General features: G+C 43.9%; 29 protein-coding genes, 1 pseudogene and 1 other annotated feature. Of the genes and pseudogenes, 28 read left to right on the top strand and 2 right to left on the bottom strand.

What is annotated here, in order from left to right:
- Window positions 1–18: 18 nt before the first annotated feature.
- The 18 genes from DFR59_RS07610 to pheA all read left to right on the top strand — a co-directional run bounded on the left by DFR59_RS07610 (window position 19) and on the right by pheA (window position 14,668).
- A complete protein-coding gene (locus DFR59_RS07610; RefSeq protein WP_158538350.1) occupies window positions 19–1,038 on the top strand; it encodes an SPOR domain-containing protein in 1,020 nt (339 codons plus the stop codon).
- A gap of 192 nt (window positions 1,039–1,230) precedes the next feature.
- Window positions 1,231–1,797, top strand: coding sequence for a Maf family protein (locus DFR59_RS07605; protein ID WP_114745032.1), 567 nt, complete (start codon window positions 1,231–1,233; stop codon window positions 1,795–1,797).
- 48 nt (window positions 1,798–1,845) lie between these two features.
- On the top strand, window positions 1,846–2,535 hold the full coding sequence (radC, locus tag DFR59_RS07600) for a RadC family protein (RefSeq protein ID WP_114745031.1): 690 nt from the start codon (window positions 1,846–1,848) through the stop codon (window positions 2,533–2,535).
- A gap of 161 nt (window positions 2,536–2,696) precedes the next feature.
- Window positions 2,697–3,719: a rod shape-determining protein gene (locus DFR59_RS07595; protein ID WP_114745030.1), complete on the top strand. Its 1,023-nt coding sequence runs from the start codon at window positions 2,697–2,699 to the stop codon at window positions 3,717–3,719.
- A 21-nt stretch (window positions 3,720–3,740) separates the two neighbouring features.
- On the top strand, window positions 3,741–4,628 hold the full coding sequence (gene mreC, locus DFR59_RS07590) for a rod shape-determining protein MreC (protein WP_114745029.1): 888 nt from the start codon (window positions 3,741–3,743) through the stop codon (window positions 4,626–4,628).
- Window positions 4,628–5,146: a rod shape-determining protein MreD gene (gene mreD / locus DFR59_RS07585; protein WP_114745028.1), complete on the top strand. Its 519-nt coding sequence runs from the start codon at window positions 4,628–4,630 to the stop codon at window positions 5,144–5,146. Before mreC ends, mreD begins: the two co-directional genes overlap by 1 nt.
- A 71-nt stretch (window positions 5,147–5,217) precedes the next feature.
- Window positions 5,218–5,904 (top strand): septum site-determining protein MinC, encoded by a 687-nt coding sequence (gene minC, locus DFR59_RS07580; RefSeq protein ID WP_114745027.1) that lies wholly within the window; start codon window positions 5,218–5,220, stop codon window positions 5,902–5,904.
- Complete coding sequence (minD, locus tag DFR59_RS07575; RefSeq protein ID WP_114745026.1) at window positions 5,897–6,700, top strand: septum site-determining protein MinD; 804 nt, start codon at window positions 5,897–5,899, stop codon at window positions 6,698–6,700. Before minC ends, minD begins: the two co-directional genes overlap by 8 nt.
- A 166-nt stretch (window positions 6,701–6,866) precedes the next feature.
- Window positions 6,867–7,637, top strand: a complete 771-nt coding sequence (locus tag DFR59_RS07570) for a M23 family metallopeptidase (RefSeq protein WP_114745025.1) — start codon at window positions 6,867–6,869, stop codon at window positions 7,635–7,637.
- On the top strand, window positions 7,630–8,514 hold the full coding sequence (locus DFR59_RS07565) for a M50 family metallopeptidase (protein WP_245948410.1): 885 nt from the start codon (window positions 7,630–7,632) through the stop codon (window positions 8,512–8,514). Before DFR59_RS07570 ends, DFR59_RS07565 begins: the two co-directional genes overlap by 8 nt.
- Window positions 8,515–8,598: 84 nt before the next feature.
- Entirely contained in the window at window positions 8,599–10,065 is a 1,467-nt protein-coding gene (locus DFR59_RS07560; protein ID WP_114745024.1) for an Rne/Rng family ribonuclease, read from the top strand.
- 72 nt (window positions 10,066–10,137) lie between these two features.
- Window positions 10,138–10,218: a sequence feature (ribosomal protein L21 leader region), on the top strand.
- A 12-nt stretch (window positions 10,219–10,230) separates the two neighbouring features.
- The gene (gene rplU / locus DFR59_RS07555; RefSeq protein WP_114745023.1) at window positions 10,231–10,539 is read left to right on the top strand and encodes a 50S ribosomal protein L21; all 309 of its coding nucleotides are present in this window, start codon (window positions 10,231–10,233) and stop codon (window positions 10,537–10,539) included.
- A gap of 11 nt (window positions 10,540–10,550) precedes the next feature.
- On the top strand, window positions 10,551–10,883 hold the full coding sequence (locus tag DFR59_RS07550; protein WP_114745022.1) for a ribosomal-processing cysteine protease Prp: 333 nt from the start codon (window positions 10,551–10,553) through the stop codon (window positions 10,881–10,883).
- A 16-nt stretch (window positions 10,884–10,899) separates the two neighbouring features.
- Window positions 10,900–11,190, top strand: a complete 291-nt coding sequence (gene rpmA / locus DFR59_RS07545) for a 50S ribosomal protein L27 (protein WP_114745021.1) — start codon at window positions 10,900–10,902, stop codon at window positions 11,188–11,190.
- Window positions 11,191–11,429: 239 nt separating this feature from the next.
- Window positions 11,430–11,948: a sporulation initiation phosphotransferase B gene (locus DFR59_RS07540; protein ID WP_158538349.1), complete on the top strand. Its 519-nt coding sequence runs from the start codon at window positions 11,430–11,432 to the stop codon at window positions 11,946–11,948.
- Between the two features lie 44 nt (window positions 11,949–11,992).
- Entirely contained in the window at window positions 11,993–13,282 is a 1,290-nt protein-coding gene (obgE, locus tag DFR59_RS07535; protein WP_114745019.1) for a GTPase ObgE, read from the top strand.
- 32 nt (window positions 13,283–13,314) lie between these two features.
- Entirely contained in the window at window positions 13,315–13,770 is a 456-nt protein-coding gene (locus tag DFR59_RS07530; RefSeq protein ID WP_114745018.1) for an ACT domain-containing protein, read from the top strand.
- A gap of 49 nt (window positions 13,771–13,819) precedes the next feature.
- On the top strand, window positions 13,820–14,668 hold the full coding sequence (gene pheA, locus DFR59_RS07525) for a prephenate dehydratase (RefSeq protein ID WP_114745017.1): 849 nt from the start codon (window positions 13,820–13,822) through the stop codon (window positions 14,666–14,668).
- Between the two features lie 47 nt (window positions 14,669–14,715).
- Here the strand turns inward: pheA and DFR59_RS07520 are convergent, their stop codons facing one another.
- Together DFR59_RS07520 and DFR59_RS07515 are read right to left on the bottom strand one after the other, a co-directional pair.
- Window positions 14,716–15,258, bottom strand: a complete 543-nt coding sequence (locus DFR59_RS07520) for a transcription repressor NadR (RefSeq protein ID WP_114745016.1) — start codon at window positions 15,256–15,258, stop codon at window positions 14,716–14,718.
- Window positions 15,259–15,304: 46 nt separating this feature from the next.
- The gene (locus DFR59_RS07515) at window positions 15,305–16,444 is read right to left on the bottom strand and encodes an IscS subfamily cysteine desulfurase (protein WP_114745015.1); all 1,140 of its coding nucleotides are present in this window, start codon (window positions 16,442–16,444) and stop codon (window positions 15,305–15,307) included.
- A 95-nt stretch (window positions 16,445–16,539) separates the two neighbouring features.
- Between DFR59_RS07515 and nadB the strand changes: the two genes are divergently transcribed.
- The 10 genes and pseudogenes from nadB to queA all read left to right on the top strand — a co-directional run bounded on the left by nadB (window position 16,540) and on the right by queA (window position 26,980).
- Window positions 16,540–18,126, top strand: a complete 1,587-nt coding sequence (nadB, locus tag DFR59_RS07510; RefSeq protein WP_114745014.1) for an L-aspartate oxidase — start codon at window positions 16,540–16,542, stop codon at window positions 18,124–18,126.
- A complete protein-coding gene (gene nadC, locus DFR59_RS07505) occupies window positions 18,095–18,949 on the top strand; it encodes a carboxylating nicotinate-nucleotide diphosphorylase (RefSeq protein ID WP_114745013.1) in 855 nt (284 codons plus the stop codon). The genes nadB and nadC overlap by 32 nt, the downstream gene beginning before the upstream one ends.
- A 5-nt stretch (window positions 18,950–18,954) precedes the next feature.
- Window positions 18,955–20,061: a quinolinate synthase NadA gene (nadA, locus tag DFR59_RS07500; RefSeq protein WP_114745012.1), complete on the top strand. Its 1,107-nt coding sequence runs from the start codon at window positions 18,955–18,957 to the stop codon at window positions 20,059–20,061.
- Window positions 20,062–20,249: 188 nt separating this feature from the next.
- A pseudogene (gene safA, locus DFR59_RS20575) lies at window positions 20,250–20,397 on the top strand (SafA/ExsA family spore coat assembly protein); the annotation flags it as partial.
- A 1,248-nt stretch (window positions 20,398–21,645) separates the two neighbouring features.
- On the top strand, window positions 21,646–22,641 hold the full coding sequence (locus DFR59_RS07490; protein ID WP_158538348.1) for a phosphotransferase: 996 nt from the start codon (window positions 21,646–21,648) through the stop codon (window positions 22,639–22,641).
- A gap of 109 nt (window positions 22,642–22,750) precedes the next feature.
- A complete protein-coding gene (locus DFR59_RS07485) occupies window positions 22,751–23,485 on the top strand; it encodes a YhcN/YlaJ family sporulation lipoprotein (RefSeq protein WP_114745010.1) in 735 nt (244 codons plus the stop codon).
- Window positions 23,486–23,589: 104 nt separating this feature from the next.
- The gene (locus tag DFR59_RS07480; RefSeq protein ID WP_114745009.1) at window positions 23,590–24,111 is read left to right on the top strand and encodes an intercompartmental signaling factor BofC; all 522 of its coding nucleotides are present in this window, start codon (window positions 23,590–23,592) and stop codon (window positions 24,109–24,111) included.
- A 137-nt stretch (window positions 24,112–24,248) separates the two neighbouring features.
- Window positions 24,249–24,857, top strand: coding sequence for a Holliday junction branch migration protein RuvA (ruvA, locus tag DFR59_RS07475; RefSeq protein WP_114745008.1), 609 nt, complete (start codon window positions 24,249–24,251; stop codon window positions 24,855–24,857).
- Window positions 24,858–24,878: 21 nt separating this feature from the next.
- Window positions 24,879–25,880, top strand: coding sequence for a Holliday junction branch migration DNA helicase RuvB (ruvB, locus tag DFR59_RS07470; protein WP_114745007.1), 1,002 nt, complete (start codon window positions 24,879–24,881; stop codon window positions 25,878–25,880).
- Window positions 25,881–25,951: 71 nt separating this feature from the next.
- The gene (gene queA, locus DFR59_RS07465) at window positions 25,952–26,980 is read left to right on the top strand and encodes a tRNA preQ1(34) S-adenosylmethionine ribosyltransferase-isomerase QueA (protein ID WP_114745006.1); all 1,029 of its coding nucleotides are present in this window, start codon (window positions 25,952–25,954) and stop codon (window positions 26,978–26,980) included.
- Window positions 26,981–27,000: the final 20 nt, after the last annotated feature.

Raw genomic sequence — 27,000 nt, 5'->3', positions numbered from 1 at the left:
CGTGCGGGAGGAATGGAATTGGACAAGCCGGGAAAAAATGAAGCCTCCATCAGGATCAAAATCAACGGAGAAGAAAAGGAATTTGAAGAGAATTTAGTGGTGCATGATTGGAAAGATACAAAAAAAGAAACAGCAGCTGGTTCTGAAGCCCTTGAGGAAGATGAATCATTTGATTGGGTTCTGCCAGATCCGGGGCAGGACCAAGGTGAACTAAAAGAATTCAAGCAGATTTCGTATGTGCCCGCCATTTCCAAAAAATCATGGGTGCAGCCGAAAGGGCCAAAACGGAAAGGTGGTCTGTCGAATCTTGTTTTTTCAATCGCAACAGCGGTCATCATTGGGCTGATACTGGGGTATGCCATGCTTCATTTGTTTACCAGCAAATCAGAACCTGCCGTTTCTTTGGGGCTTGAAGAAAATCATGAAGCAGGAGCGGGCGGATCGGATGCCAAATCTGGCGGAGAAGCCACAGCATTAACATTGAATTCCTTCAATGTCCCTGTCATCCAAGCCGGGATCTTTACGTCAGAAGAAGCTGCTAAAACCACTGCTGCAGAAATCGCCGCAAAAGGGTTTCCTGCTTCTGTCGCCAAGCAGGGGGAACAATACTATTTATATTCCGGTACAGCCGGAACAGTAGAAGAAGCAAAGGTACAGGCGCAAAAAATGAAGGATCAGCAGATCGATGTTTTTGCAAAAACAATTTCTGCAGGGGATATCAAGGTTGATGGGGTATCAGGAAAAGAGGCAGCATTCCTAAATGATGCAGCCCCCCTATTTCTTCTCCTGTCTGAGACGAGCGGCTCTTTACTATCTGGGAACGGCGCTCAACTGGATGCTGATGTTCCTGATAAAATAAAAAGCATGGAACAGATTGGGGATTTCTCCAATAAAGAAATCAATGAATTGAAAAAGGACCTGATCCAAGGCTATTCCGGGATTGAAACCTTCAAGAAAAGTGGAAATGAAAAAGATCTCATTGATGCCCAGCAAGCACTTCTCGATTTTTTAAGCACCTATCTATCTTTAAAAGATTGACATAAACTGATATTTTCTAGGAAATATTGCGAAAAGACGATTTTTTTCGATCTTGCTCCCAAGCTTTGCGTTTTTAGGATCAAGATAAAAATAATCGTCTTTTTTGTCGTTTATCATTTGTTTAGCAAGGGGCTTTTTGATAGGATTATCTTGTATCTCCCTCTGATATTGAATGGAAAGGTTTGATGAAAGATGAACCGCTTAATCCTTGCTTCAGGATCTCCCCGAAGAAAAGAACTTCTACAAAAACTTCAAGTCCCATTTGACATTTTTCCGAGCGATGCTGATGAAAATCTGCCCGAAGGAATCGCCCCCGACAAAGCGGTCCTTCTATTAGCTGAAAGGAAAGCTAAAACCGTGGCTGAATCTTTTCCTGAGGACATAGTGATCGGATCGGATACGGTTGTAGCATTGGGTGATGAAATCCTTGGGAAGCCGCTAGATTCTGACGATGCTAAATCCACTCTGAAAAAACTCTCTGGCCGTACCCACTCTGTATTTACTGGAGTCTCCATCATCAAGGATGGAGAGCCCCAATCTTTTTTTGAAAAAACGGATGTGACGTTCTGGGCTTTGACGGACGAGGAAATCAACCGCTATATTGAAACAGGCGAACCGTTTGATAAAGCGGGCTCTTATGGGATCCAAGGGTATGGTTCGCTATTTGTGAAAGAAATCAAGGGCGATTATTATTCCGTGGTCGGCCTTCCTGTTTCCCGCCTTTACCGAGAGCTGAAATCCGCAGGTCTGTCCTTTTAGGGGATATGGCCAGGCCCGGCGTCCTCCTAAAAGGAGGAAAATAACCTATTGGAAACTGAAACGATCCTCATAAGGGACTATCCCACTGACGAACGCCCGCGTGAAAGGATGGCCAATAATGGTGCAAGCAGCCTCTCAAATCAGGAGCTTCTTGCCATCATTTTAAGAACCGGGACAAAAAACGAATCGGTCATTCACCTCGCTAACCGCGTTCTCACCCATTTTGATGGCTTCAGGCTCTTAAAAGATGCTTCATTGGAGGAAATGACAGCCATTAAAGGTGTCGGTGAAGCAAAAGCCATCCAGATCATGGCTGCCGTTGAAATCGGCCGCCGGATCAGCAATCTTACGTATGATGACCGCTACGTCATCAGGAGCCCGGAGGATGGCGCGAATTATGTCATGAATGATATGAGGTTCCTTTCACAGGAGCATTTCGTCTGCCTCTACCTGAACACCAAGAATCAAGTCCTGCACCGCCAGACTATCTTTGTCGGAAGTCTGAATGCCTCGATTGTCCACCCAAGAGAAGTCTTCAAAGAAGCCTTTCGCCGCTCTGCAGCGTCTATTATTTGTGCCCATAATCATCCTTCCGGGGACCCTTCTCCCAGCCGGGAAGATATAGAGGTGACGAAAAGGCTTGCAGAATGCGGAAAAATCATCGGAATAGATATTCTCGATCATTTGATTATCGGCGACAAGAAATTTATCAGTTTAAAGGAAAAAGGTTATTTATGACACTATGATTTTAACAGCCATTGAGATATAATAGAGTTTATGATTTTTCATAACGAGCATCGATTTTTGTCGAATCGCAAAGATGAAATTACCTGTGATTTTTTGAAAATAAAAGTACTATAAAAACCTTAGTAATTCGTATCAGAAAGGGAGATACTTGAATGTTTGGACTTGGAACTAGAGATCTTGGAATCGATTTAGGAACAGCGAATACGCTGGTATACGTAAAAGGAAAGGGCATTGTGGTCCGTGAGCCATCCGTTGTTGCCATGCAGACAGATACTAAAAGCATCGTAGCAGTCGGAAATGATGCCAAAAACATGATTGGACGTACACCTGGGAATGTTGTAGCCCTTCGCCCAATGAAGGACGGCGTCATCGCAGACTATGAAACAACTGCTACCATGATGAAATATTACATTAGACAAGCAGTGAAAAATAAAGGATTATTCTCCAGCAAGCCGTATGTAATGGTTTGTGTGCCATCCGGGATCACTGCAGTCGAAGAACGCGCTGTCATCGATGCAACCCGTCAAGCAGGTGCAAGGGATGCCTATACCATCGAAGAGCCTTTTGCAGCTGCAATTGGTGCAAACCTGCCTGTATGGGAGCCAACAGGAAGCATGGTTGTCGACATCGGCGGCGGGACAACTGAAGTGGCCATCATTTCACTTGGCGGAATTGTTACAAGCCAATCAATCCGTATTGCCGGAGATGAAATGGATGAATCCATCATCAGCTACATCCGAAAGAATTATAATTTGATGATCGGGGACCGTACAGCGGAAACCATCAAAATGGAAGTCGGTTCTGCAGGCGGAGCTGAAGACATGGAATCCATGGAAATCCGCGGACGCGATCTTTTGACAGGTCTGCCGAAAACGATTGAAATCACAGCAGTCGAAATCGCCAATGCTTTGCATGATACGGTCTACTCTATCGTGGATGCAGTCAAGAGCACGCTCGAGAAGACACCACCTGAATTGGCGGCTGATATTATGGACCGCGGCATTGTTCTGACTGGAGGAGGAGCACTCCTTCGCAACCTTGATAAAGTAATTGGAGAAGAGACGAAAATGCCTGTATTGATTGCGGAAGATCCTTTAGATTGTGTGGCAATCGGTACTGGGAAAGCGCTGGACCATATTCACTTATTCAAGAACAAAGCAAAAGATTCACGCTAATAAATGATAGAGGTGTAAGTCATGCCCCAATTCTTTTTAAATAAGCGTCTGATATTATTGCTGGTAAGCATCATTGTACTGGTGGCATTGATTGGATTTTCTCTTCGTGATCGTGAAAACGTTTCTTTGCCGGAACAATTCATTTCTGATATTGTCGGCTTTGGACAGAATCTTGTATCCAAGCCCGCTGGAGCAGTAGCGGGCTTTATTCAAAATGTTGAGGATCTGCAGAATACATACATTGAAAATAAAAAGTTAAAAGCCCGCCTTGATGAGCTTGCCTCTCTTGACGCGAAAGTCAATGATCTACAAAAAGATAATAAAGATTTAAGGGAGACCCTGAATATCAAAGATAATCTCAGGGACTACAATCCTACCCAAGCCACGGTTATCGCACGAAATCCCGTCCAATGGGAAGAGCTTCTGCAAATCGACAAAGGCTTATCCAGTGGAGTGAAGCCAAATATGGCTGTCATCACGGCTAAAGGATTCATTGGGAAAATTAAAAGTTCCAAGCAGTTCACATCGACAGTCCAGCTATTGAGTTCAAATGATCCTAAAAACAGGATTTCTGTCAAAGTCCAAGGGGAAAAAGGCGAAAAAAATGTTTTCGGATTAATAGAAGGCTATGATGCCAAGAAAAAAATGCTGATTCTTAAAAGACTTCCTTACGATGTTGATATCAAGAAAGGCAGAAATGTCGTCACATCGGGAATGGGTGGACTTTTCACCGAAGGGATCCCGATCGGGAAAATCGAAAAGCTTGTACCAGATCAATACGGATTGACCCAAATGGCGTATGTAAAGCCATCAGCAGATTTATATGATGTGGAGCATGTGATGGTCATCGACCGGACCATCGCCAAATCTGATGCATTTGATTTAACGACAGAAAAGGAGGGGGAATAATGAAACGCTTCATTCTCCCTTTGATTCTGGCCCTCAGTTTTTATTTTGAAGGAGTCTTTGCCCAAGTATTTTCGGCAAAGGCTTTTCATGGTGAACGCATCCTGGCGCCGCATTTTTTATTGGCCATCCTTATTTTTATGGCCATTTATTATATCCGTAACAATACGCTTTGGTATGCGCTGCTTTTCGGATTGCTTTATGATGTTTTCTTCACAGAGATCATCGGCATCAATCTTTTTCTATTTCCGGCTGCCGTCTACCTGACTACAAAGGTCATGAAAGTTTTGCAGTCCAATGTTTTCATAGCGATTCTGGTTGCTCTCTTGAATATGGCAGCAGTCGAATTCATTGTCTATCAATTCTATCGTTTAATCGGTCATGTCCAGATGACGATGGTTGATTTTGTCGATATCAGACTTTGGCCGACGTTAATATTGAATCTTGCATTCTTGATCATCGTTGCTTTTCCTCTAAAAAGATGGCTGATGTTTTGGAGAAAAGAGTTGCTGGATGATTAATTCTTTCCTGCAAAAAAGGAAATCAGGCACGAATTGTCGAATTATACAGGCACTGAGGTGAATAAAGCGCCATGATGAAAAAACAAAATGTTATGATAAAAGGCACAAAAAACGGACTGGTCCTTCAGCTGAATGATCAGTGCTCATATGATGATGTGAAAAAAGAACTTGAAGATAAGCTGTCCGCTCATTACCGGGAGCAGGAAGATGCTCCACTCATAGCAGTTAAAATTCAGGCGGGCAATCGCTATCTGACAACTGAGCAGGAAGAAGAATTGAAGGAGCTTGTCAGAAAAAAACGCAATCTTGTCGTGGAAGAAGTCTATAGCAGCGTCATGACAAAAGAGGAAGCGTTTAAACAGAAAGAAGAAACCGACATCTTTTCCGTTGCCGCCGTTGTTCGTTCCGGCCAAGTGCTTGAAGTCCCTGGAGATCTGCTTCTGGTAGGGGACGTGAATCCTGGAGGACGGGTGAAAGCCGGCGGTAATATTTTTATCATGGGAATGCTAAAAGGCATTGCCCATGCCGGATGCAATGGAAATAAAGATGCGGTCATCGCTGCTTCTGTGATGACGCCGACACAGTTAAGGATTGCTGAATGCCTGAATCGCGCTCCTGACTCCTATGATGCAGCAGGAAATGAAATGGAATGTGCCTACATAGATGATTCAGAACAAATCGTCATTGATAGATTACAAGTTTTAAAACATCTTAGACCGACAATTAATAGATTAAAGGGGGACGCTACTCATGGGTGATGCAATCGTCATTACATCTGGAAAAGGCGGGGTCGGAAAAACGACAACGTCTGCCAATTTAGGCACAGCTTTAGCATTGCAAGGAAAAAAAGTGTGCCTGATCGATACAGATATTGGTTTGAGAAATTTGGATGTTGTCCTTGGACTGGAAAACCGGATCATCTATGACCTGGTGGATGTAGTGGAAGGCCGCTGTAAAATCCATCAGGCATTGGTGAAGGACAAACGGTTCGATGACCTTCTCTTTTTGCTTCCCGCAGCTCAGACAAGCGATAAATCAGCAGTCAATCCCGACCAGATGGTAAAGCTGGTCGATGAATTGAAGCAGGATTATGATTATATCCTGATCGATTGCCCTGCCGGCATCGAGCAAGGATACAAAAATGCGGTTGCCGGAGCGGATAAGGCTATCGTTGTCACTACACCTGAAATCTCAGCAGTAAGGGATGCTGACAGGATCATCGGTCTTTTGGAGAAAGAGGATATTGAACCTCCACGCCTGGTAATCAATCGTATTCGTCCCCACATGATGAAGAATGGAGAAATGCTTGATGTGGATGAAATCACGACTCATTTATCCATCGACCTCCTTGGAATTGTGGCAGATGATGAAAATGTCATCAGGTCTTCCAATCAAGGGGAGCCAATTGCGCTAAATCCAAACAGCAAAGCTTCCATTGCCTATCGGAATATCGCCCGCCGCATCCTAGGTGAATCTGTACCTCTTCAATCGTTGGATACAGATAAGCCGGGAGTTATGGCCAAGCTGAAAAAATTCTTTGGCGTCAAAGCTTAATAAAATAAATGAAATTGAAAGCCAAGTGCTTGCCGTCAATCATTGACGGGGGCATTTGGCTTTTTTGTTTTTTAAAGAGCCTGGATGACTTTCGGTATTTCTATTCATACTCCGACTGGACAAGTCATAAAGTAGTACAAATGTCTAAAAGGAGATTGGTGAGGCCATGAGTAATCGAGCGGATGAGATTAGAAAGCGGATAGCGAAACGGAAAAACACGAAGCAGTTCAATGGGACTTCCAACAGAAGCACCTATATCCCTGCAGATGAAGAAAGGTATGGCGGCGAGAGATTTCCTTCGTTTGAATCGGGTCCATCTGATCAGCACCCTTTATGGAACAAGGAAGTGTTTTTATTTAAGATTCTTCTGTCTGCCGTTCTTGTTCTTGGGGTGGCGGTTCTTTACCGCGGTTCATCACCGGTTTTTAAAGAACCGAAAAAGTATGTTGAAAAAATGATGTCTTCAGAATTTCAATTTGCGGCAGTATCTGATTGGTATCAGGAACAGTTTGGAAAGCCGCTCGCTCTCTTTCCCAATGACCCTAAAGATTCTGTAGATCAAGCGGCAGGGAGCAAGCCTCATTATGCAGTCCCAGCAGGTAAAGTTTTGGAAAGCTTCCGCGCAAATGGGAAAGGAATCATGCTCGAAACGGAAGCTGAGGAACCAGTCGTTTCTTTAAGTAAAGGGGTTGTCATCTTTGCCGGCAAGAAAGATGATCTTGGGTATACCGTGATCATTCAGCACCCTGATAAGAAGACAGAGTCATGGTATGGACATTTGGAATCGATTGCAGTATCGGAATATGAAAGTGTCGAAGATGGGATGGTTGTAGGAAAGCCTTCTAAACGTGCTGAAGGAGAATCAAGTGAGTTTTATTTAGCCATTAAAAAAGGGGATGAATTCGTAGACCCTCTGCAGGTGATCTCGCTTGAGTAAATTCCTAATAAAAAAACCCCTGTTTAAAGTCTTCCTGAAATTCAGGATCCATCCTTTATTTTGGGTGGTCGCTGCCGTTGCCGTAATGACTGCTCATTTCACGGAGTTGTTGATGCTTCTTGGGATTATCATCATACACGAAATGGGGCATGGGGTTTGCGCCCAGTTTTTTTCATGGAGGATCAAACGGATCAGGATCCTCCCATTCGGCGGTGTTGCTGAGATGGAGGAGTATGGAAACCGGCCGCTGAAAGAAGAATTGGCTGTCACACTCGCCGGCCCCCTTCAGCATATTTGGATGACTGCTGTCATGTATGCGTTATATATGAACGAATGGGTGCCAGAGGATGTTTTTTTTATGTTCATGGAATTCAACATCATGATCCTGTTATTCAACCTCTTACCGGTTTTGCCCCTTGATGGGGGGAAGCTCCTTCTTATGGGGCTTTCATTGCTCCACCCATATTCAAAGGCATTTCAGCAAACAATCTTATTTTCTGTCATTGTCTTATTGTCGCTTCATCTTTTCTCTCTGTTTATCTTTCCCATGCAATTAAACTTATGGATTGTGTTATGCTACCTCTACTTTTCATTATGGATGGAATGGAAGCAGCGGCAATTTATCTTGATGAGGTTCCTTTTGGAGCGCCATTATGGGAAGAAGCCGAACTTCATGCGGCTCAGTCCGCTGAATGTAAATGCGGAGGACAGTCTCTCAGAGGTGCTTAGCAGATTTAAACGGGGCGTTAAACACCCGATTATTGTCATCGAGGGCAGCGCTGAAATCGGCAGCCTTGATGAAAACGAACTCCTGCATGCCTATTTCACGGAGAAGATGGTCACTGCCAAAGTAAAAGACATCCTGGAGCTCTATTGACGTTTGTTTTTTTTCTGGCTAAAGTAATTACAGGGGAGGCAGATCATAGCCTCCCCTTAATGCTTTAAAGCGAGGCGCATCGATTTGAATAAAATAATCATTGATTATCGAACGAGAGAAAAAAGATATGCAGTCATAGAAAATGAAAAGGTGCTAAAGCTTAATATAGCCCAGCCTGAACAGGATTCAATGGTCGGGAGGATTTATCTGGGGAAAGTAGAGAAAGTGGAAAATGGGATTGGAGCCGCATTCGTGGATATCGGAGAAGGAAAGAACGGCTACCTATCACGCGATCAGATTCCTGCGTACATACATAATGAATCGAATAACAAAGAAATGATGGCATTGACCAAGTTCATTCGCCAGGGGGAAAAGCTCCTTGTACAGGTAAAAAAAGACGAGAGCGATACGAAAGGCCCTTTACTGACAGGGGTTTTGGAGTTTTCCGGCAAAAAAGCTGTTTATATGCCCCATGGGAAATATATTGCCGTCTCCAAAAAAGCTCCTGAAGAAACCCGGGATCGATTGAGGGGTTTCGGCAATGAGCAGAAGAAGGATGGAGAAGGCTTCATTTTCCGTACAGAAGCATTTGAATCGACCGAAGAAGAATTGATGCAGGAATTGAACAAACTGAGGACAAGGTATCAACATATCCAACAAGAGGCAGAAAAGTCCCCTGCTCCTTCCCTGATCCATGCCCCTGCATTATTTTTAGGGGAAATCACAAATGAGATGGATCGACTGGGAACTGGTGCAGTCATCTGTGATGACGCATCATTTCTGAAGGACATAAAGGACTCCCAGCCGGACGGCGAGTGGGAGTATACCCTTTATACCGACAAGAAAAATATCATGGTGAGCTATGATATCGAAAAGGAATATGAGCGTGCCCTGAAGCAGATCATTTGGCTGGACAGCGGAGCTTATTTAATTGTTGAAGAAACAGAAGCCTTGACGGTCTTTGATGTCAATACAGGCAAGTTCACCGGTAAAAGCCAGCTTGGGGATACAATCATCAAAACGAACCTGGAAGCAGCAGATGAAATAGCCAGGCAAATCATTTTAAGGGACTACAGCGGCATCATCCTCATTGATTTCATTGATATGAAGAGTGAAAATGATCGCAAAAAAGTGATCAAATCCTTAGAGAATATTCTTAGGAGGGATCCGAAGTATTTCCGGATTGTAGGGTTCACTTCTTTGGGGATCCTGCAGGTCACAAGGAAAAAAACAAAAAAATCCATTCCCGAGTATATTCTTGCAGATTGCCCCGTCTGTAAAGGGACAGGGAAAATCAAAAGTCCGGAAACCGTCGCATTTGAATTGGAGAGGCTGTTATGGGAAAGACCGTTCGGGGAGCATGAATCCGTGCTTATCGAAGCGACAGAAGAAGTAATGGATGTATTTAAAGGGGAAAATGCAAAACATTTAAAGAGAATCGAAACGATTTTAAACGTCCGGATTTTCTTTAGCCGTTTGGAAGGACATCCTAATCACCATTTCAACCTCAAACAATTTGGAACGATTCGAGAAATAAAAAAAATGGTTTGAAGCAATTCTTCATTCCGCCATTGACATAAGAGAGTCCGTTATGATAAAGTTTTAATGTTATTGTTTGTAGCACCCGTGCTACAACCGCACAAATCAGGTATTAAGCTTTTGCTTATGGCGAAACGCCTGTTTTTGGCGAGTCTGAGACTATGAGGAGGTGCAAGTATGTACGCAATTATTGAAACTGGCGGAAAACAAATCAAAGTAGCAGCTGGACAAGAAGTTTACATCGAAAAATTGGATGTAGCTGAAGGTGAAGTTGTCACTTTTGATAAAGTTCTTTTCGTAGGCGGAGATTCTGTAAAAGTAGGAAGCCCATTAGTGGGAGGAGCTACTGTTACAGGTAAGGTTGAAAAACACGGCCGTCAAAAGAAAATTACGATTTTCAAGTACAAAGCGAAGAAGAACCAACGTAAAAAGCAAGGTCATCGCCAACCTTACACTAAAGTAGTAATCGATGCTATCAACTTGTAAGGCCTGATTTTATGATCAAGGTGAAGATTAACCAGTCCCCGGACGGAAGGATTTCTTCCTTTTCGATGAAGGGACATGCTGATTTTGCGGAACATGGTTCAGATATTGTATGTGCTGGCGCATCTGCTGTATCCTTCGGTGCCATCAATGCGGTGTTTGCATTAACCAATGCGGAGCCGATTATTGATCAGTCATCGGATGGCGGCTTCCTTAGCTGCAGCATTCCGAATGATTTGCCGGAAGAAGAGGACAAGCAAGTCCAGCTTCTTTTAAAAGGTATGGTAGTTTCCTTGCAGACAATTGAACGTGATTACGGAAAATATATTAAATTAACCTTCAACTAAATAGGAGGTGGAACTAATGCTAAGACTAGACCTTCAATTTTTTGCATCCAAAAAGGGTGTAGGTTCAACTAAGAACGGTCGTGACTCTATCTCAAAACGTTTAGGCGCTAAACGTGCAGATGGTCAGTTTGTTACTGGTGGATCTATTCTTTACCGTCAACGCGGTACGAAAATCTATCCAGGTGCAAACGTAGGCCGTGGCGGAGACGATACTCTATTCGCAAAAATCGATGGAGTTGTCCGTTTCGAGCGTTTGGGTCGTGACAAGAAACAAGTCAGCGTTTACCCTGAAGTGAAAGAAGCTTAATGCTGAAAGAAGACTCTAACCGAATTGTCGGTTAGAGTTTTCTTGTTTTATGAGGAACAATTAGGATTTTGCCAATAAGGAGGACGACGCCTTCCTTTTTTGGTATACTACAAAAAGAACAGTGCGAATGATTAATAGAATTCAAAAAAATATTTTCTGTAAATCAGACTGGGTGAAAAAGCTTTTCAGCAGTCTGGTGATATATGTAATTAGACTGAATGATAATTAGGAGTGCGGGAATGAATAATAACTGGACAGTAGTTGAGGTGCTTAAACATGCGCGCCACGACTGGATGAACAAGCTGCAATTAATCAAAGGGAATTTAGCTTTAGATAGACCGGAACGGGCTAAGTCAATCATTGATGAAATCGTATTGGAAGCACAGCAAGAGTCCAGACTATCAAATTTGAAACTGCATAGATTTGCTTCATTATTGATGACGTTCAATTGGGAAGGGCATCGTTTCACAATTGATTATGACATTTTGAATGAAAATACAGTCCATTCTTTGGATGATGCGGAATTATTCAATTGGTTTTCAACATTTTTCGCTTTACTGAACGAAGCGGTCGAACCGTTTCAGGATCAGCAGTTATCCATTACCATACAACTTGATAAGGATTCAGCGAAATTCTTTTTGGATTTTCGTGGCATACTGAAAAGTGAAGAGGAAGTATTGAATTGGCTTAAGTTACAGAAGCAAGCAGCCATTGAAGATTGGAGCATCAATCAATTTACCATTCAATTATCCTTCTGATTATTTACATATAACAGCAAGAGGAAGAAAAGGAGGTGCCTTTCATGTTTGTCGATCAGGTCAAAATATATGTGAAGGGTGGCGATGGAGGCAACGGTATGGTTGCATTCCGCCGCGAAAAGTATGTTCCTAAGGGCGGTCCTGCCGGCGGGGACGGAGGAAGAGGCGCGGACGTTGTATTCGAAGTGGAGGAAGGTCTAAGGACTTTAATGGATTTCCGCTATCAGCGCCACTTTAAAGCAACAAGGGGAGAACATGGGATGTCTAAGAACCAGCATGGTAAAAATGCTGCAGACATGGTCGTTAAGGTTCCACCCGGTACAATTGTAAAAGATGCCGATACAGAGGAAATCATTGCGGATTTGACTGAGCACGGACAACGCGCCGTCATTGCAAAAGGCGGCCGAGGCGGTAGAGGAAACAGCCGTTTTGCGACACCTGCCAACCCGGCACCGGAATTATCCGAAAAAGGGGAGCCTGGCAAGGAACGCAATGTCATCATGGAATTAAAACTGCTCGCAGATGTCGGTTTGGTTGGCTTCCCAAGTGTAGGGAAATCTACTTTGTTATCCGTAGTTTCTTCTGCTAAGCCAAAAATTGCCGAATATCACTTTACCACAATTGTTCCAAACCTCGGAATGGTCGAAACAGAAGATAGCCGTTCGTTCGTAATGGCAGATCTTCCAGGACTTATCGAAGGGGCTCACCAAGGAGTTGGGCTTGGCCATCAATTCCTGCGCCACATCGAACGGACTAGAGTCATCGTGCATGTCATCGATATGGCTGCCACTGAAGGAAGGGATCCTTACGAGGATTACCTTACAATCAATGAAGAATTGAAAGAATATAACCTTCGTTTGACTGAACGTCCGCAGATCATAGTCGCAAACAAAATGGACATGCCTGGTGCTGAGGAAAACCTGGAAGAATTCAAGGTAAAAGTTGGAAAAGAACATCCGATTTTCCCTATTTCAGCTTTGACTCGCGAAGGTTTGAGGGATCTGTTATTTGCGATTGCAGATAAAGTCGAGGATACACCGGAATTCCCTCTTGAACATGTGGAAGAAAATGAAGACGTCAATCGTGTCATTTATAAACATGAGAAACAAGAAGAAGAATTCTCCATTACACGTGACCCGGATGGAGCTTACGTTCTTAACGGGTATTCGCTGGAACGTCTATTTAAAATGACGGATTTCTCCAGGGAGGAATCTGTTCGACGCTTTGCACGCCAGCTTCGCGGTATGGGTGTAGATGAAGCTTTGAGGGAGCGCGGCGCCAAAGACGGGGATATCGTAAGGCTATTGGAGTTTGAATTTGAATTCATCGATTGATGATGTCCTTCATTTGTTAGGGGAAATGATCAATGGAAAAAAAAGAATTTGATCAGAAGTTTTACCTGATCAGGGAGGATGTCTTGCCTGAAGCGATGAAGAAAACCCTTGAGGCAAAGAATCTCCTTGAGAGGGGAAAAGCTTCTTCTGTATGGGATGCAGTGCAGCGTGTAGATTTAAGCCGGAGTGCTTTTTACAAGTATCGTGATACTGTATTTCCTTTTCATACCGTTGTGAAAGAAAAAATCATTACCCTGTTTTTTCACTTGGAAGATCGGACAGGCACACTATCCCACCTTCTTGGAGTCGTTGCAGCCCACCGCTGTAATATACTGACCATACATCAGACTATTCCCCTTCAAGGAAGGGCCAATGTCACCTTGTCATTGAATGTAACGGATATGGATGGCAATCTGGATGGTTTGATATCGGGATTGAAAAAGCTGGAGTTTGTTGAAAAAGTGGAGGTGCTTGGTTCCGGTGCATAGGAGCCGCTCCTCCCTTTTTTATATGTTGAAATAGAGGGGAGAAGAGAGAATGAGGATTGGATTTTTAGGACCTATGGCAACATTTACAGATATGGCAGTCAAGCATCTATTCCCTCTGCAAGAGCATGTGCCGTTCATGACCATCCCTGAATGTATTGAAGCGGTACACTTTGAGAAGGTGGATTATGCAGTAGTTCCATTGGAAAATACGCTTGAGGGATCGGTACATCTGACTGTTGACTATCTGTTTCATGAAGTGGAACTGAAAATCATTGCTGAATTGACGGTTCCGATCCAGCAGCATTTGATGGTCCATCCTGATCATGTGGAAAATAGCATGGAAGTAGAGAAAATATTGTCCCACTCCCATGCAACTGCCCAATGCCATCAGTATCTGCATCGACACTATAGGGGGGCGTCCATTGAATATACGACGTCCACTGCAGCTGCGGCAAAATACTTAAAGGAACATCCGGAAATGAAGATTGCGGCAATAGCCAATGAGCTGGCAGCCGATACATATGGATTATCCATCATCCAGCATGGAATCCAGGATTTTGATAGAAACCACACAAGATTCGTTGTGTTGTCCAGAACGAAAAAACCGCTGGAGCTCGAATCAGGTTTTAGCAATGAAAAGACCACCCTCATGGTCACTCTTCCCTCAAATCACTCAGGTGCCCTTCATCAAGTGCTGTCGGCTTTGGCTTGGAGAAAAATCAACCTGAGCAAGATCGAATCAAGGCCGCTGAAAACAGGTCTAGGTGATTATTTCTTCATACTGGATATTGAACAAGCTATGGATGAGGTCCTGCTTCCGAATGCCATCAAGGAAATGGAGGCATTGGGCTGCGGGGTCAAGCTTCTGGGTAGCTATCCTGTGTACTCAACAGAATAACAGGCAAACAAAAACCGGATTGGAATACAATCCGGTTTTTTCTATTCTTAATCCTTTTCATCCACAAGATACCCTGCAGTTCGAAGTGCCTCTTCTGCTTCGTCGAGTATCTCCTCTGAAGGGGCAATGATGGTATGAAGATGGATTCCCTCTGTCAGTTGTGAAAGATAGCCCGCATTAGTTTCTTCAATTCTTTGCAGGAACTGGCTTACTTCCTTACGATTGGAGACCATGATCGATGCCGAGAGATCTCCATAAACCGGATGTTCGATCCTTACGTCTTTCACTGTAGCTCCATGGTCGACAAGAAGAAACAATTCATTTTCTGTTTCTTCAGGGGGGTGGAAGCATGCAACGATTCTTTCTTTGTATTGATGTATTGGGTTCTGGGCCATATAAAGATAGCCTTGGCTTGTAGCAAGGATCGGCTCATTTCTCGCTTTAAGAAGTGTAATATCACTGACAATGACCTGCCTTGAAACATTGGCGGTCTTGGCAAGCTCAGTCCCAGTGATGGGTGCATTGCGATCTTTAAGTATTTTCAGCAGCAGCTGTCTTCGTTCTTCACCTAGAATCTTTGGCTTCGCCATTCCTATTCCCTCCGGACATGTTTATTCTGATACGCATTATACCATATTAAGCGCGGACCGTTTTGTATTCAGCGTATATCGTTTTTAGTGCTTTTGCCAGATCAAAAAGCTGCTCATGTGTAGTGGTCTTGCTAAAAGAAATTCTAAAAAATGATTTTGCCCTTTCAACATCCACGCCCATTGCTTTCATGGCATTGGCTGGTTCTTGCTGGCCGGTGTGGCATGCACTTCCTGTAGAAATTGAGAATCCCATTGTGTTTGCTTCGAGCATCACCAGCTGTCCTTCAATGCCATCGAAAGCCATCCCGATTATATATGGAAGCTGCCGATCCTTATCCATTGATCCAAAAATGTGAGGTTTTTCGTTCCTCAAAAGTTCAAGGAAATAGTCTCTTTTATCCCATGCTGCCTGCCAATCATCCAGTTTTGCGGCAGCCTTTTCAGATGCAGTCATAAAAGCAAAGATTCCAGGGATATTCACCGTCCCACCCCTCATGCCCCGTTCATGGGAAAGGCCGGGAAAGACAGGCTTCGCTTGATGGAGGGGATTGATATAAAATGCACCCACCCCTTTTGGTCCGTGGATTTTATGTGATGACACAGTAAAGCTGTCCATGTATGGTGTAATGCTTTTTAAATCGACTTTCCCAAAAGACTGTACGCAGTCGCAATGCAAGAGGATATCTTTCCCTTTAATGAGCTCTGAAATTTCTTTGATTGGCTGAATCGATCCAATTTCCGAATTGACATGCTGGATCGAAACGAGCAAGGTATCATCCCGTATTGCTAAGGACAACTTCTGAAGGTCGATTGTCCCTTCAGTTGTAAAAGAAAGATACTCCACTTCAAAACCATGTTCTTTTAAATATTCCATGGCAGAATGAACAGAAGCGTGCTCCCCATGAGTTGAGATGATATGCCTTTTTCCGCTGCTGGCTCCTTGTGCAAGTGCCAGTAAAGACAATAAATTGCTTTCGGTGCCGCCGGAGCTGAAATAAAGCCCTTCTTCTTTTACCCCAGTAATCCCGGCAAGCTTTTTCCTGCACTCATTGAGGATATATTGTGCTTTTCCTCCAATATCATGAAGACTTTCTGTATTTCCATATACCTGTGAGGCAGCTTGCATGTAAGCTTCTAGAACATCCGGATCCATAGGCGTTGAGGCTGCATAATCAAAGTATTTCATCGAATGGCACACTCCTTAAAAAAAATCTCTTGTCATAAGTCTAATAATATGTAAAGATATGTGTCAAGACACCTGTTAAAAAGGAGTTTAAATTTATGAAGCATGCTGACGTAATCATTTTAGGCAGCGGTATTGCAGCTATGCAGCTGGCAAAATTACTTCATTCGGATTCTCATGTGATAATTATCACAAAGTCGTTGAAGAACCATTGCAATTCTTATATGGCACAGGGTGGAATGGCTGCTGCTATTTCTCCAGACGATCATTATCGGTTGCATTATCAGGATACATTGGAAGCTGGAAGGCGGCATCAGGATGAAAAAGCAGTGCTCAACCTGGTAAAGGATGCTCCGGATATTGTTTGTGAATTAATGAGCATCGGGGTTCCGTTGGATTTGGATGAACAAGGGCAAGTTGCGCTTGGAATGGAAGGGGCCCATAGTCGAAGGAGGATCGTCCATAGCGGAGGCGATGCAACGGGAAGGCGCATCATGGATGCCTTTTTCAATTCGATTCCTTCGAACATTGAATTCATTGAGAATGAAATGGCAATTGAACTGATCCTTTCTCAGGATGGAGTCTGCAGAGGAGTTCAAACCAAAAATAGCAATGGGGATGTGAACGAATACTTTGGGGAACATGTTGTCCTTGCCACCGGAGGCGCAGGGGGGCTGTATCACTTCACTTCAAATCACCCGTCTGTAACAGGGGATGGATTGGCACTCGCCTATCTTGCAGGAGCAGAGTTGTCCAACTTGGAGTTTGTGCAATTCCACCCTACATTACTATACGTCGGAGGTATGGCAAAAGGTTTGGTTTCGGAGGCAGTCCGGGGTCATGGAGCAGTATTGAGAAACAATGAAGGAAAAGCCATCATGGAAAGTATCCACCCACTAAAAGATCTTGCCCCGAGACATATTGTCGCTCAAAGGATATTTGAGATTAGAAGGAATGGGGATGAGGTATTCCTTGATATCACCATGATTAATGATTTCAAACTGCATTTTCCATCGATTGCCTCTCTTTGTGAGCGGGAAGGCATTAATGTAGAAAGAGGCTTGATTCCGGTTGCCCCAGGCTCTCATTTTTTAATGGGAGGCATCTCCATCAATGATTTTGGGGAAACCTCGATTCCCCATTTATATGCGATAGGGGAAGTGGCAGACAGCGGGGTTCATGGAGCGAACCGGCTGGCAAGCAACTCATTATTGGAAGGGCTTTCATACGGAAAGCGCCTTGCAGCCCACTTGAATCAATTCACAAGAAAAAGCGCTGCCCCAACTTGGCGTCTTATTGAGAAGAGCGGCGGATTAGCATGTCCGAAACTTCCGGAGCGAGGGGAGATTAAACGGCGAATGATGGAAGGTGCTGGGATTGTTCGTTCAAAAGAAGGAATGGAACAACTATTAGCCTGGCTGGAATCCTTTCACATTGATGAATATTTATTGCGAAGCTATAAAAATTGGGATATTGAAGAAATCAGTGTTGCGTTTATGATTCTTTCTGCAAGGATGATCGTTTCCTCAGCCTTAAAGAGGACGGAAAGCAGAGGGGGGCATTTAAGGACTGATTATCCTGATGAAAATATGGATTGGCTAAATTGCCACATCATTCATTCGAATCATGGAATGCATTTGAGGAGGAACAGATATGAATCGGGTAAAATTAAAAGCTATGCTTGAACCATTTTTTATTGAAGACATTGGGGATATGGATATCACGACGGATATGCTGTTTGCTCCGGAAGCACAGGGAAGTTTGAAGCTAATGGCAAAAGCAAATGGGGTATTTTGCGGAGAGGATGTCATCAACGAAGGCTTTCATACCATTGATCCTTCCCTTTCTATCTCCATTGAAAAGAGGGATGGGGAAGAAGTGAAATATGGGGATGCCATTGCCGTCATTACCGGAGCAGTGGCAAGTTTGCTAAAAGGTGAAAGAGTCGTCCTCAATTTAATCCAGCGAATGAGCGGGATTGCCTCAAAGACTTCTACTTTTGTAAAAAGGATTGAAGGAACGGGTGCAAAGATTTGCGATACTCGAAAAACAACCCCCGGACTCAGGATGCTTGAAAAATATGCAGTCAGATGCGGAGGAGGCTTTAACCATCGTATGGGATTGGCTGATTCTGTTCTGATTAAAGATAACCATATTGATTTTGCCGGTTCTATCACTGAGGCTGTGAATGAAATAAGGGGTAAAATCGGCCATACTGTAAAAGTTGAAGTGGAGATCGAAACAAAAGAACAGCTTATGGAAGCCATCGAAGCAGGTGTGGATATCATCATGTTTGATAATCGTACTCCAGCTGAAATAAGGGAATGGTTAAGTATTGTCCCGGTAGGAATCTTAACGGAAGCTTCCGGAGGGATCACACTGGATAATATCAGGGATTATGCCCTTTCAGGAGTGGATTATATTTCACTAGGCTGCTTGACGCATACAATAGAAGCATTTGACATCAGTGCAAAAGTGAAGAACAGAAAAACGGTGATGGAGGCGTAAGTGGGATGAATATGATGGAATTGTTGAATATGGATAATGCATCTCTCCCGGAAAAATATAAAGAAATGACCTATCCAGAAATGGAAGAAAGAGTGTGGGAGATCAAGCAGAAGCTCGGAAAGAAATTATTCATTCCCGGCCATCATTATCAAAAGGACGAGGTAATGAAATTTGCTGATGCAGCAGGGGATTCACTCCAGCTTGCACAGGTTTCGTCCATTAACAAACAAGCGGATTACATCGTTTTCTGTGGAGTCCACTTCATGGCTGAAACGGCTGATATCTTGACGGGGGATCATCAAAAGGTCATCCTGCCGGATATGAGAGCGGGCTGTTCCATGGCTGATATGGCAGATATTTATCAGACTGAGCGTGCCTGGGTTCTCCTGCAGGAAATGTTCGGGGACACGATACTGCCCTTAACATACGTAAATTCCACCGCTGCAATCAAAGCGTTTGTGGGCAAAAATGGAGGGGCTACAGTGACCTCTTCCAATGCTCATGCCATGGTTGAATGGGCCTTGACTCAAAAGGAGCGCATCCTTTTCTTGCCTGATCAGCATCTTGGCCGGAACACTGCCTTTGATTTAGGCATCCCATTGGATAAAATGGCTGTATGGGATCCTCAAGTAAATACATTGATTTATGAAGGCGACGCTGAAGATATCAAAGTGATTTTATGGAAGGGCCATTGTTCCGTACATGAGAACTTCACAGTTGCCAATGTACATGAAGTGAGGGCAAAGCATCCACAAATGAAAATCATTGTCCATCCGGAGTGCAGGCGTGAAGTAGTGGAAATATCTGATTTAAATGGGTCTACTAAATATATCATTGATACGATTGAAAAAGCAGAACCGGGATCATCTTGGGCTATCGGGACTGAAATGAATCTAGTGAAGCGTTTGATCGATAAGCATAAAGACAAACAAATCATTTCGCTCAATCCAAATATGTGCCCATGTCTGACGATGAACAGGATTGATTTGCCCCACCTGCTCTGGTCGCTTGAAAGGATAGAGGAAGGGAAGCCGGTCAATCAGATCGTGGTGGATAAAGACACTTCTGATAATGCAATGCTGGCGCTTCAGCGTATGCTGGACAGGGCATGAAATGAAAATGAATGAAGTAATTGACAGTCATCAAATGGATGGCTGTTTTTTTAAATTGATCTTTAGACCCCAGAATTCAAGGTTTAGCATATTCTTTAAAAAAAGTTCATAAGTATTTGAGTAGATTATTAGCATTTTGCCTATCTTGACATACAATGAATAGACTTATGCCTGAGGAGGGAAAATGAGTGAAAATCCACATCGTCCAAAAAGGGGATACTCTTTGGAAAATAGCCAAAAAATATGGCGTGAATTTCGAAGAGTTAAAAAAGATGAATGCCCAGCTTTCAAACCCCGATATGATAATGCCCGGTATGAAAATTAAAGTACCTGCTTCTGGCGGAACCGTCAATAAAGAAGTAGGTGGAGCAAAAGTATCCTATGGGACAAAAAAGGAAAGCCCAAAAGAGCATCCTTTTTCACAGCAAAAGCCCGTTGCATCAGCTCCGAAAGAAATGCCTGTGAAAGAGGCTCCTGTTAAGGAAGCGCCTGTGAAAGAAATGCCAAAGCCAGTTTATACTCCAAAAGCTCCCCAACCAGTTATCCCAGAAATCGATATAAATAATTATTATATGATGAATATGGCAAATATGCAGATGCAAGCACCGCAGGCACCGCTTCCAGTTCCGCCAAAGCCGGTTGAAAAGCCGAAAGAAGAACCGGTTGCTGAAAAACCAATCGAAGGGGGTCAACCAGAACCTATGTATCCAAGTTATTGTGTGCCCGTAACCCCGGTAATGCCAGGTTCAGGATTTAATTTTCCTTATGGAGGTCCAGGTCCTATGGGTCCGATGCCGCAGGTCCAAGGGGCAATGTCCATGCCGATGCAGCAGCCGATGATGCAGGGAGTCAATCCCGCCATGATGCACCACTATGATGATGAATCATCCTCTTATATGCCTATGATGCATCAACAGCCAATGAATTATCCAGGATCTCCACAAGGTGTGATGGGAGCCCATGACCAGCAAAATCCGCAATACGGGGGGATGCCTCAAATGCCTCAAGGTGTGAACCCGGCCATGTATTATCCACAAATGGGTAATCCGCCTGGATGCTACCCTGCATCGCCAGTCATGCCTGGTATGGGATTTGGCCCAATGGGCGGTCCAAGAATGGAGCATGGAGGATATCCAATGGCTCAGGTTCAAGGGACTTCTGTCCAAGAATCCCCTGAGATGCATTACCCAATGCAGCAGCCTATGATGCAGCAACCGATGATGCAGCAAGCACCACAGCAAGCTTATATGCCATTTGAAGATGACTGCGGCTGTGGAGGACCATCGTTTGAAGTGCCATATCACCACCATCAATATATGGGAGGAAATCCTGGCATGTGGGGCCAGCCTTATGGTATGCAGCAGCCAATGATGCAGCAGCCGATGGGTATGCAGCAGCCGATGGGCATGCAGCAGCCGATGGGCATGCAGCAGCCAATGGGCATGATGCCGCAAATGGGTATGCAGCCGCAAATGGGCATGCAGCCGCAAATGGGCATGCAGCCGCAAATGGGTATGCAGCCACAAATGGGTATGCCTGGCCAATACGGTTTTCCGGGAATGCCGAGGATTGATGGAGAAGATAATGGCTTTTAGATTCCCCTATGAAGGAGACGATTTTTCCACTCGTCTCCTTCATTTTTTAAATACTCTTCTTCAAAATAATACCGGCAGATTAAGAGCCGTTAAGAACGGGCTTTGGAAATACAAAACCCAGGGTAAGACCTGGCTTGTCAAAGAGTTTTCTTCCAAGAAAAAGCTCTTTCATCAGCAGCTTCTTACAAGGAAATTGAAAGAACATGGATTCTGCCATACATATTCTTTTCATCCGATTCATGGCACATATCCCGTTCTTCAGTTTGAGGGGCGATTATTTGGAATCATCGAATTCATTTATTCAAGCAGGAATATATTTACGTTTAAAACCAAGGAAAATAGGAGGAAGGCACTGAAACTCCTGCAGAAATTTCATCAGACAACATCCATTTTTCCGGCCGATTTCAAATCTTTTTTGCCGGAGTTCGATCAAAAGGATAAATGGAAGAACAGACTGGCAGAATTTCATCATAACCGCTACATGCTTGAAGCATATTTTCCTGTGTTTTTATTGGATATGTATGAGGAATGGGCGAAATGGTCGCTTGATAAAATTAGTTCAGTAATAGGATATTTTGATCAGACGCCTTCATGCATCATTCATGGAGATGTTGCGTACCATAACTTTTTAAATGGGAAAAATGAAGAACTTTACTTAATCGATTTTGATCTTATCGCCATAGCTCCACCGGTAATCGAACACCTTCAGATTGCCAGCCGTTTCTTGCCTACCCTTAACTGGTCGATAGATGAATTATTTAAGCATGAAATCCTCTCGATGTATGAGAAAGACAAGGTGTTTCTTATTTCACTTTTATATCCGACGGATGTGCTAAGGGAATGTAATCGATTTTTAAAAAGCGATGAAAAGGCGCGTCAAATGATATGGCCGTATTTATATGATCTGACCATCAGCCAGTTTCCGCTCCGCATGAGGATGATGTATGAAATATTCAATAAAATTGATTCCTTAAACTCCAATTAGGTCCAATGCAGGCAATCGAATCGGCCTTTCCAATTGCATGAACACCCCACTTTTCTGCCAACCTACAAAAGAGCATATTCTGCTCAATGAGGAAAAGGGGGTTTTCCTTTTGGAGAAGAAATACTTGGTTTGGCCGTTATCTGTATTGATTGCAGGAGGCTTGGCTGGATGCGGGGCTAACGAATCTGCCAAGCAGCAGCGATACTCGGATACGTATGAACCGCTTGGCTATTACTCCAACAGCGGACATGGCGGTGATGTAAATGATCACAATGATGGACCGCTTACAGAATGGATGGATCACTCGGTTGGCAAAGAGGGAAAAGATATACGAGCCCAAAAACAAAAATACCTCCAAGTAAAGGACGAGGATGGGAATCCACAAAATCCATCCAGGCCTTTATCGGAATATGATCGTAATTTCTTCCACAGGGATAATCGGTTCAGCTATGGGGATGCGAATTACCATGGCCATCTCGACGATAACACCAGGAAAGCAAAATCCTCCTACTATACAAGCTATGAGGGGGAACTCTCAGAAAAGATAGGCAATGTGGCTAGCCGCGTCAAGAATGTCAATGATGTCAGATCAGTGACATACGGCAGCAATGTGCTGATTGCCGTTGACCTTGAGGACTATAGCAAAGAAGAACAAACCAAAGCGAAAATCAAAAAGGCTGTCGCACCTTACCTACACGGGCGTTCAGCAACCGTTGTGACAGATGAAGGGACCTTCAGCCGAATCAGAAATATGGATAATGATTTAAGGGACGGCGGTCCAGGACAATCCATTGATATGGATATGAAGGATCTATTCAGGACCTTAACAAATAAAATGAAGTAGCAGGCAGTGCGGGAATCCCGCGCTGCTTTTTTATACGAATAAATTGTATAAATATGGTGAGGATAATAGTGTAGAGCCGCTTCATTACAAAAGGAGTGCAGATCATGAAGTACTTTTATTCTATAATCCAAGCATTGCTTATTTTCGCTGGCTTGTTCCTTATAAGCGATACCGCTCTTGCGGGTTCATTGAAAGTTGAGGATATGGATTCAAGTGAAAAAGCTGATATACATGTATCCATATTGCTTGAGAGGGTTTATCTGGACGGGGAAATGAGTGAGGAAACCGTTGATGAATCCATCATATCAATGGAAGAGTTTTGGGATAAATATCAACATTGGCAGCTTGTAGATGTCGAAGATGGGACAATTACGTTCCAAAAAAGAATCAATGATATCTCTCCGCTCCTAAAATCAAATGGGTACTTCGGGTTGTCCGAAGATGGCACCTTATCCATTTTCAATGGGAAGCCCGATCAATCCAATTTAATCCAATCCTTTTTTCAAATCGACATGAGAAGGCTTGAAAGCAGTACACAAAAGAAATTGATGAACGGGATTCCGATAAAGAACAAATATGACTATACCAGTGTATTAGAAACCTATAGGCCATTATCTATCAATTGAACATATAACAGACAGGGAGCAGCTGCCCTGTCTGTTTTTGTTCATAAATAAGAACAAATGTTTTGGGTAATTTCATTCCTTCCAAACGAGAAAAATGATATGATAAAATGAGGTACATAAAAAGGGAGAGAATTAGTTTGTTTGAATACATCAAAGGGACCTTGGAACGCGTTGGTCCAGAATATATCGTGCTGGAGAATAATGGAGTGGGCTATCAGATTTTCACAGCCAATCCTTTCTCCTTTTCTAAACATCAAAACAAAGAAACGATCGTCTATACATATCAGCATGTAAGAGAAGATATTTTGGCTTTATACGGCTTTCATTCTCTCGAAGAAAAGCTTCTGTTCATCAGGCTAATCAATGTCACGGGAATCGGTCCAAAAGGGGCCTTGGCCATTTTGGCATCAGGTGAACCGGAGCAAGTCATCAACGCTATCGAGAATGAAGATGAAAGCTTCCTGGTTAAATTCCCTGGAGTAGGGAAGAAAACTGCGCGGCAGATGATCCTTGACCTCAAGGGTAAGCTTCAGGATATTGTCCCGGATTATTTTCCGAACTTATTCACAGCTGAGGCAATGGATCAAAAAGAAGCCAGTTCAAAAGCTTTGGATGAAGCTATCCTTGCTTTAAAAGCACTTGGATACTCAGAAAAAGAGGTAAACAAAGTCCTGCCTTCCCTGAAGGGTGAAAATCTTTCAACGGATGGCTATATTAAATTGGCGCTGAAGAAGCTGCTGAAATAAAAAAGTAAAGGGGGGAAAGTGATGACAGATCGAATTGTTTCCGGTGAAGCGGATATGCTTGATCTCTCGCTCGAGCAAAGTCTGCGTCCTCAGTTCCTGCAGCAATACATTGGCCAGGAAAAAGTAAAACAGAATTTATCGATTTTCATAGAAGCAGCAAAAATGAGGGAAGAAGCCCTTGACCATGTTCTGCTTTACGGTCCCCCTGGGCTTGGAAAAACCACTTTGGCTGCCGTAATTGCAAATGAAATGGGCGTACAGATCCGGACTACTTCAGGTCCTGCCATCGAGAGGCCGGGCGATTTGGCAGCAATCCTTACAGCCCTCGAACCAGGTGATGTCTTGTTTATCGACGAAATCCACCGGCTTCCTCGGTCCATTGAAGAGGTCCTCTATCCTGCTATGGAGGATTTTTGCCTGGATATTGTGATCGGTAAAGGGCCAAGCGCAAGATCCGTCCGTTTGGATCTGCCGCCATTCACATTAGTCGGCGCCACGACAAGAGCAGGTTCCATTTCTGCACCATTGAGAGACCGCTTCGGCGTATTGAGCCGCTTGGAATATTATGAAGCGGGACAGCTGACTGAGATCGTCAAAAGGACTGCGGAAATTTTTGAAACTCAAATCGATGCAAAAGGCGCCGAGGAAATTGCACGCCGTTCCAGGGGGACGCCGCGGATTGCCAACCGTCTTTTAAAGAGAGTCCGGGACTATGCCCAGGTCAGGGGCAATGGAGAAATCACGCAGCATCTTACGGATGAAGCACTTGAGCTTCTTCAAGTTGACCGTTTAGGTCTTGATCATATTGACCATAAATTATTAATGGGGATCATCGAACGTTTTAAAGGCGGTCCTGTCGGTCTGGATACAATTGCAGCTAGCATCGGTGAAGAATCCGATACTATAGAGGACGTATACGAACCGTATTTGCTTCAAATCGGTTTTCTGCAAAGGACGCCACGGGGAAGGATTGTATCAGATGCGGTCTATAAGCATTTTAATCTTAAGGTGCCTATGGAATGATTTATAGCAGCATCTGGTGGTACAATAAAGTGGAATTCAGCACGTAAACATACAGAAAAAAGGTGAAAAAATTGAAAGTGGATTTGTTTGATTTTCATTTACCGGAAGAATTGATTGCCCAAACCCCATTGGAGGAACGGACAGCGAGCCGGCTAATGGTCTTGAATAAAGAAGACGGCTCCTTATCACATAGTCATTTTCGCGATATTACAAAATATTTAAAACCCGGCGACTGTCTCGTACTTAATGACACGAGGGTATTGCCTGCCCGATTATTCGGGGAGAAAGAAGATACAGGTGCGGCCATCGAGATCCTCCTGCTTAAGCAGGAAGAAGGGGATGCGTGGGAAACCCTAGTCAAGCCTGCAAAGAGAGTCAAGGAAGGTACAATCATTACTTTTGGCGACGGCCGGCTGACGGCAGAATGCGTCGGCATCAAGGATCATGGCGGCCGGATACTTGAGTTCAAATATGATGGAATCTTTTATGAAATCCTGGAGTCCCTGGGTGATATGCCGCTTCCTCCTTATATCAAGGAACGCTTGGATGACAGCGAGCGATACCAGACTGTCTTTGCGAAGGAGCGGGGGTCTGCAGCGGCACCAACAGCCGGACTTCACTTTACACAGGAGCTCCTGAAGGAAATTGAAGATATGGGTGTGCATATTGCGTTTATCACTCTTCATGTCGGTCTGGGAACATTCCGCCCTGTTTCTGTGGAAGACCTTCAAGAACATGAAATGCACGCGGAATTCTACCAGATTTCAGAAGGGACTGCCCGTTTGCTGAATGAAGTCAGGGAAGCCGGGGGGAGAATCATTTCCGTCGGGACAACCTCGACCCGTACACTTGAAACGGTGGCGACCGCGAATGACGGCAGGTTCACAGCTTCAAGCGGATGGACCAATATATTTATTTATCCAGGCTATGAATTTAAAGCGATAGACGGAATGATTACCAATTTCCATCTGCCAAAATCAACCCTCATCATGCTGGTAAGTGCTCTTGCCGGGAGGGAGCATGTTCTTCATGCCTATGAAACAGCCGTGAAGGAACGCTATCGATTTTTCAGCTTTGGCGATGCAATGTTCATTTTGTAGCAAGCAATTGGAAGGAGAAA

Source organism: Falsibacillus pallidus, assembly GCF_003350505.1.
Lineage (GTDB): Bacteria > Bacillota > Bacilli > Bacillales > DSM-25281 > Falsibacillus > Falsibacillus pallidus.
The sequence above is the reverse complement of the archived record's forward strand: the minus strand, read 5'-3'. Positions and strand labels throughout refer to the sequence as shown.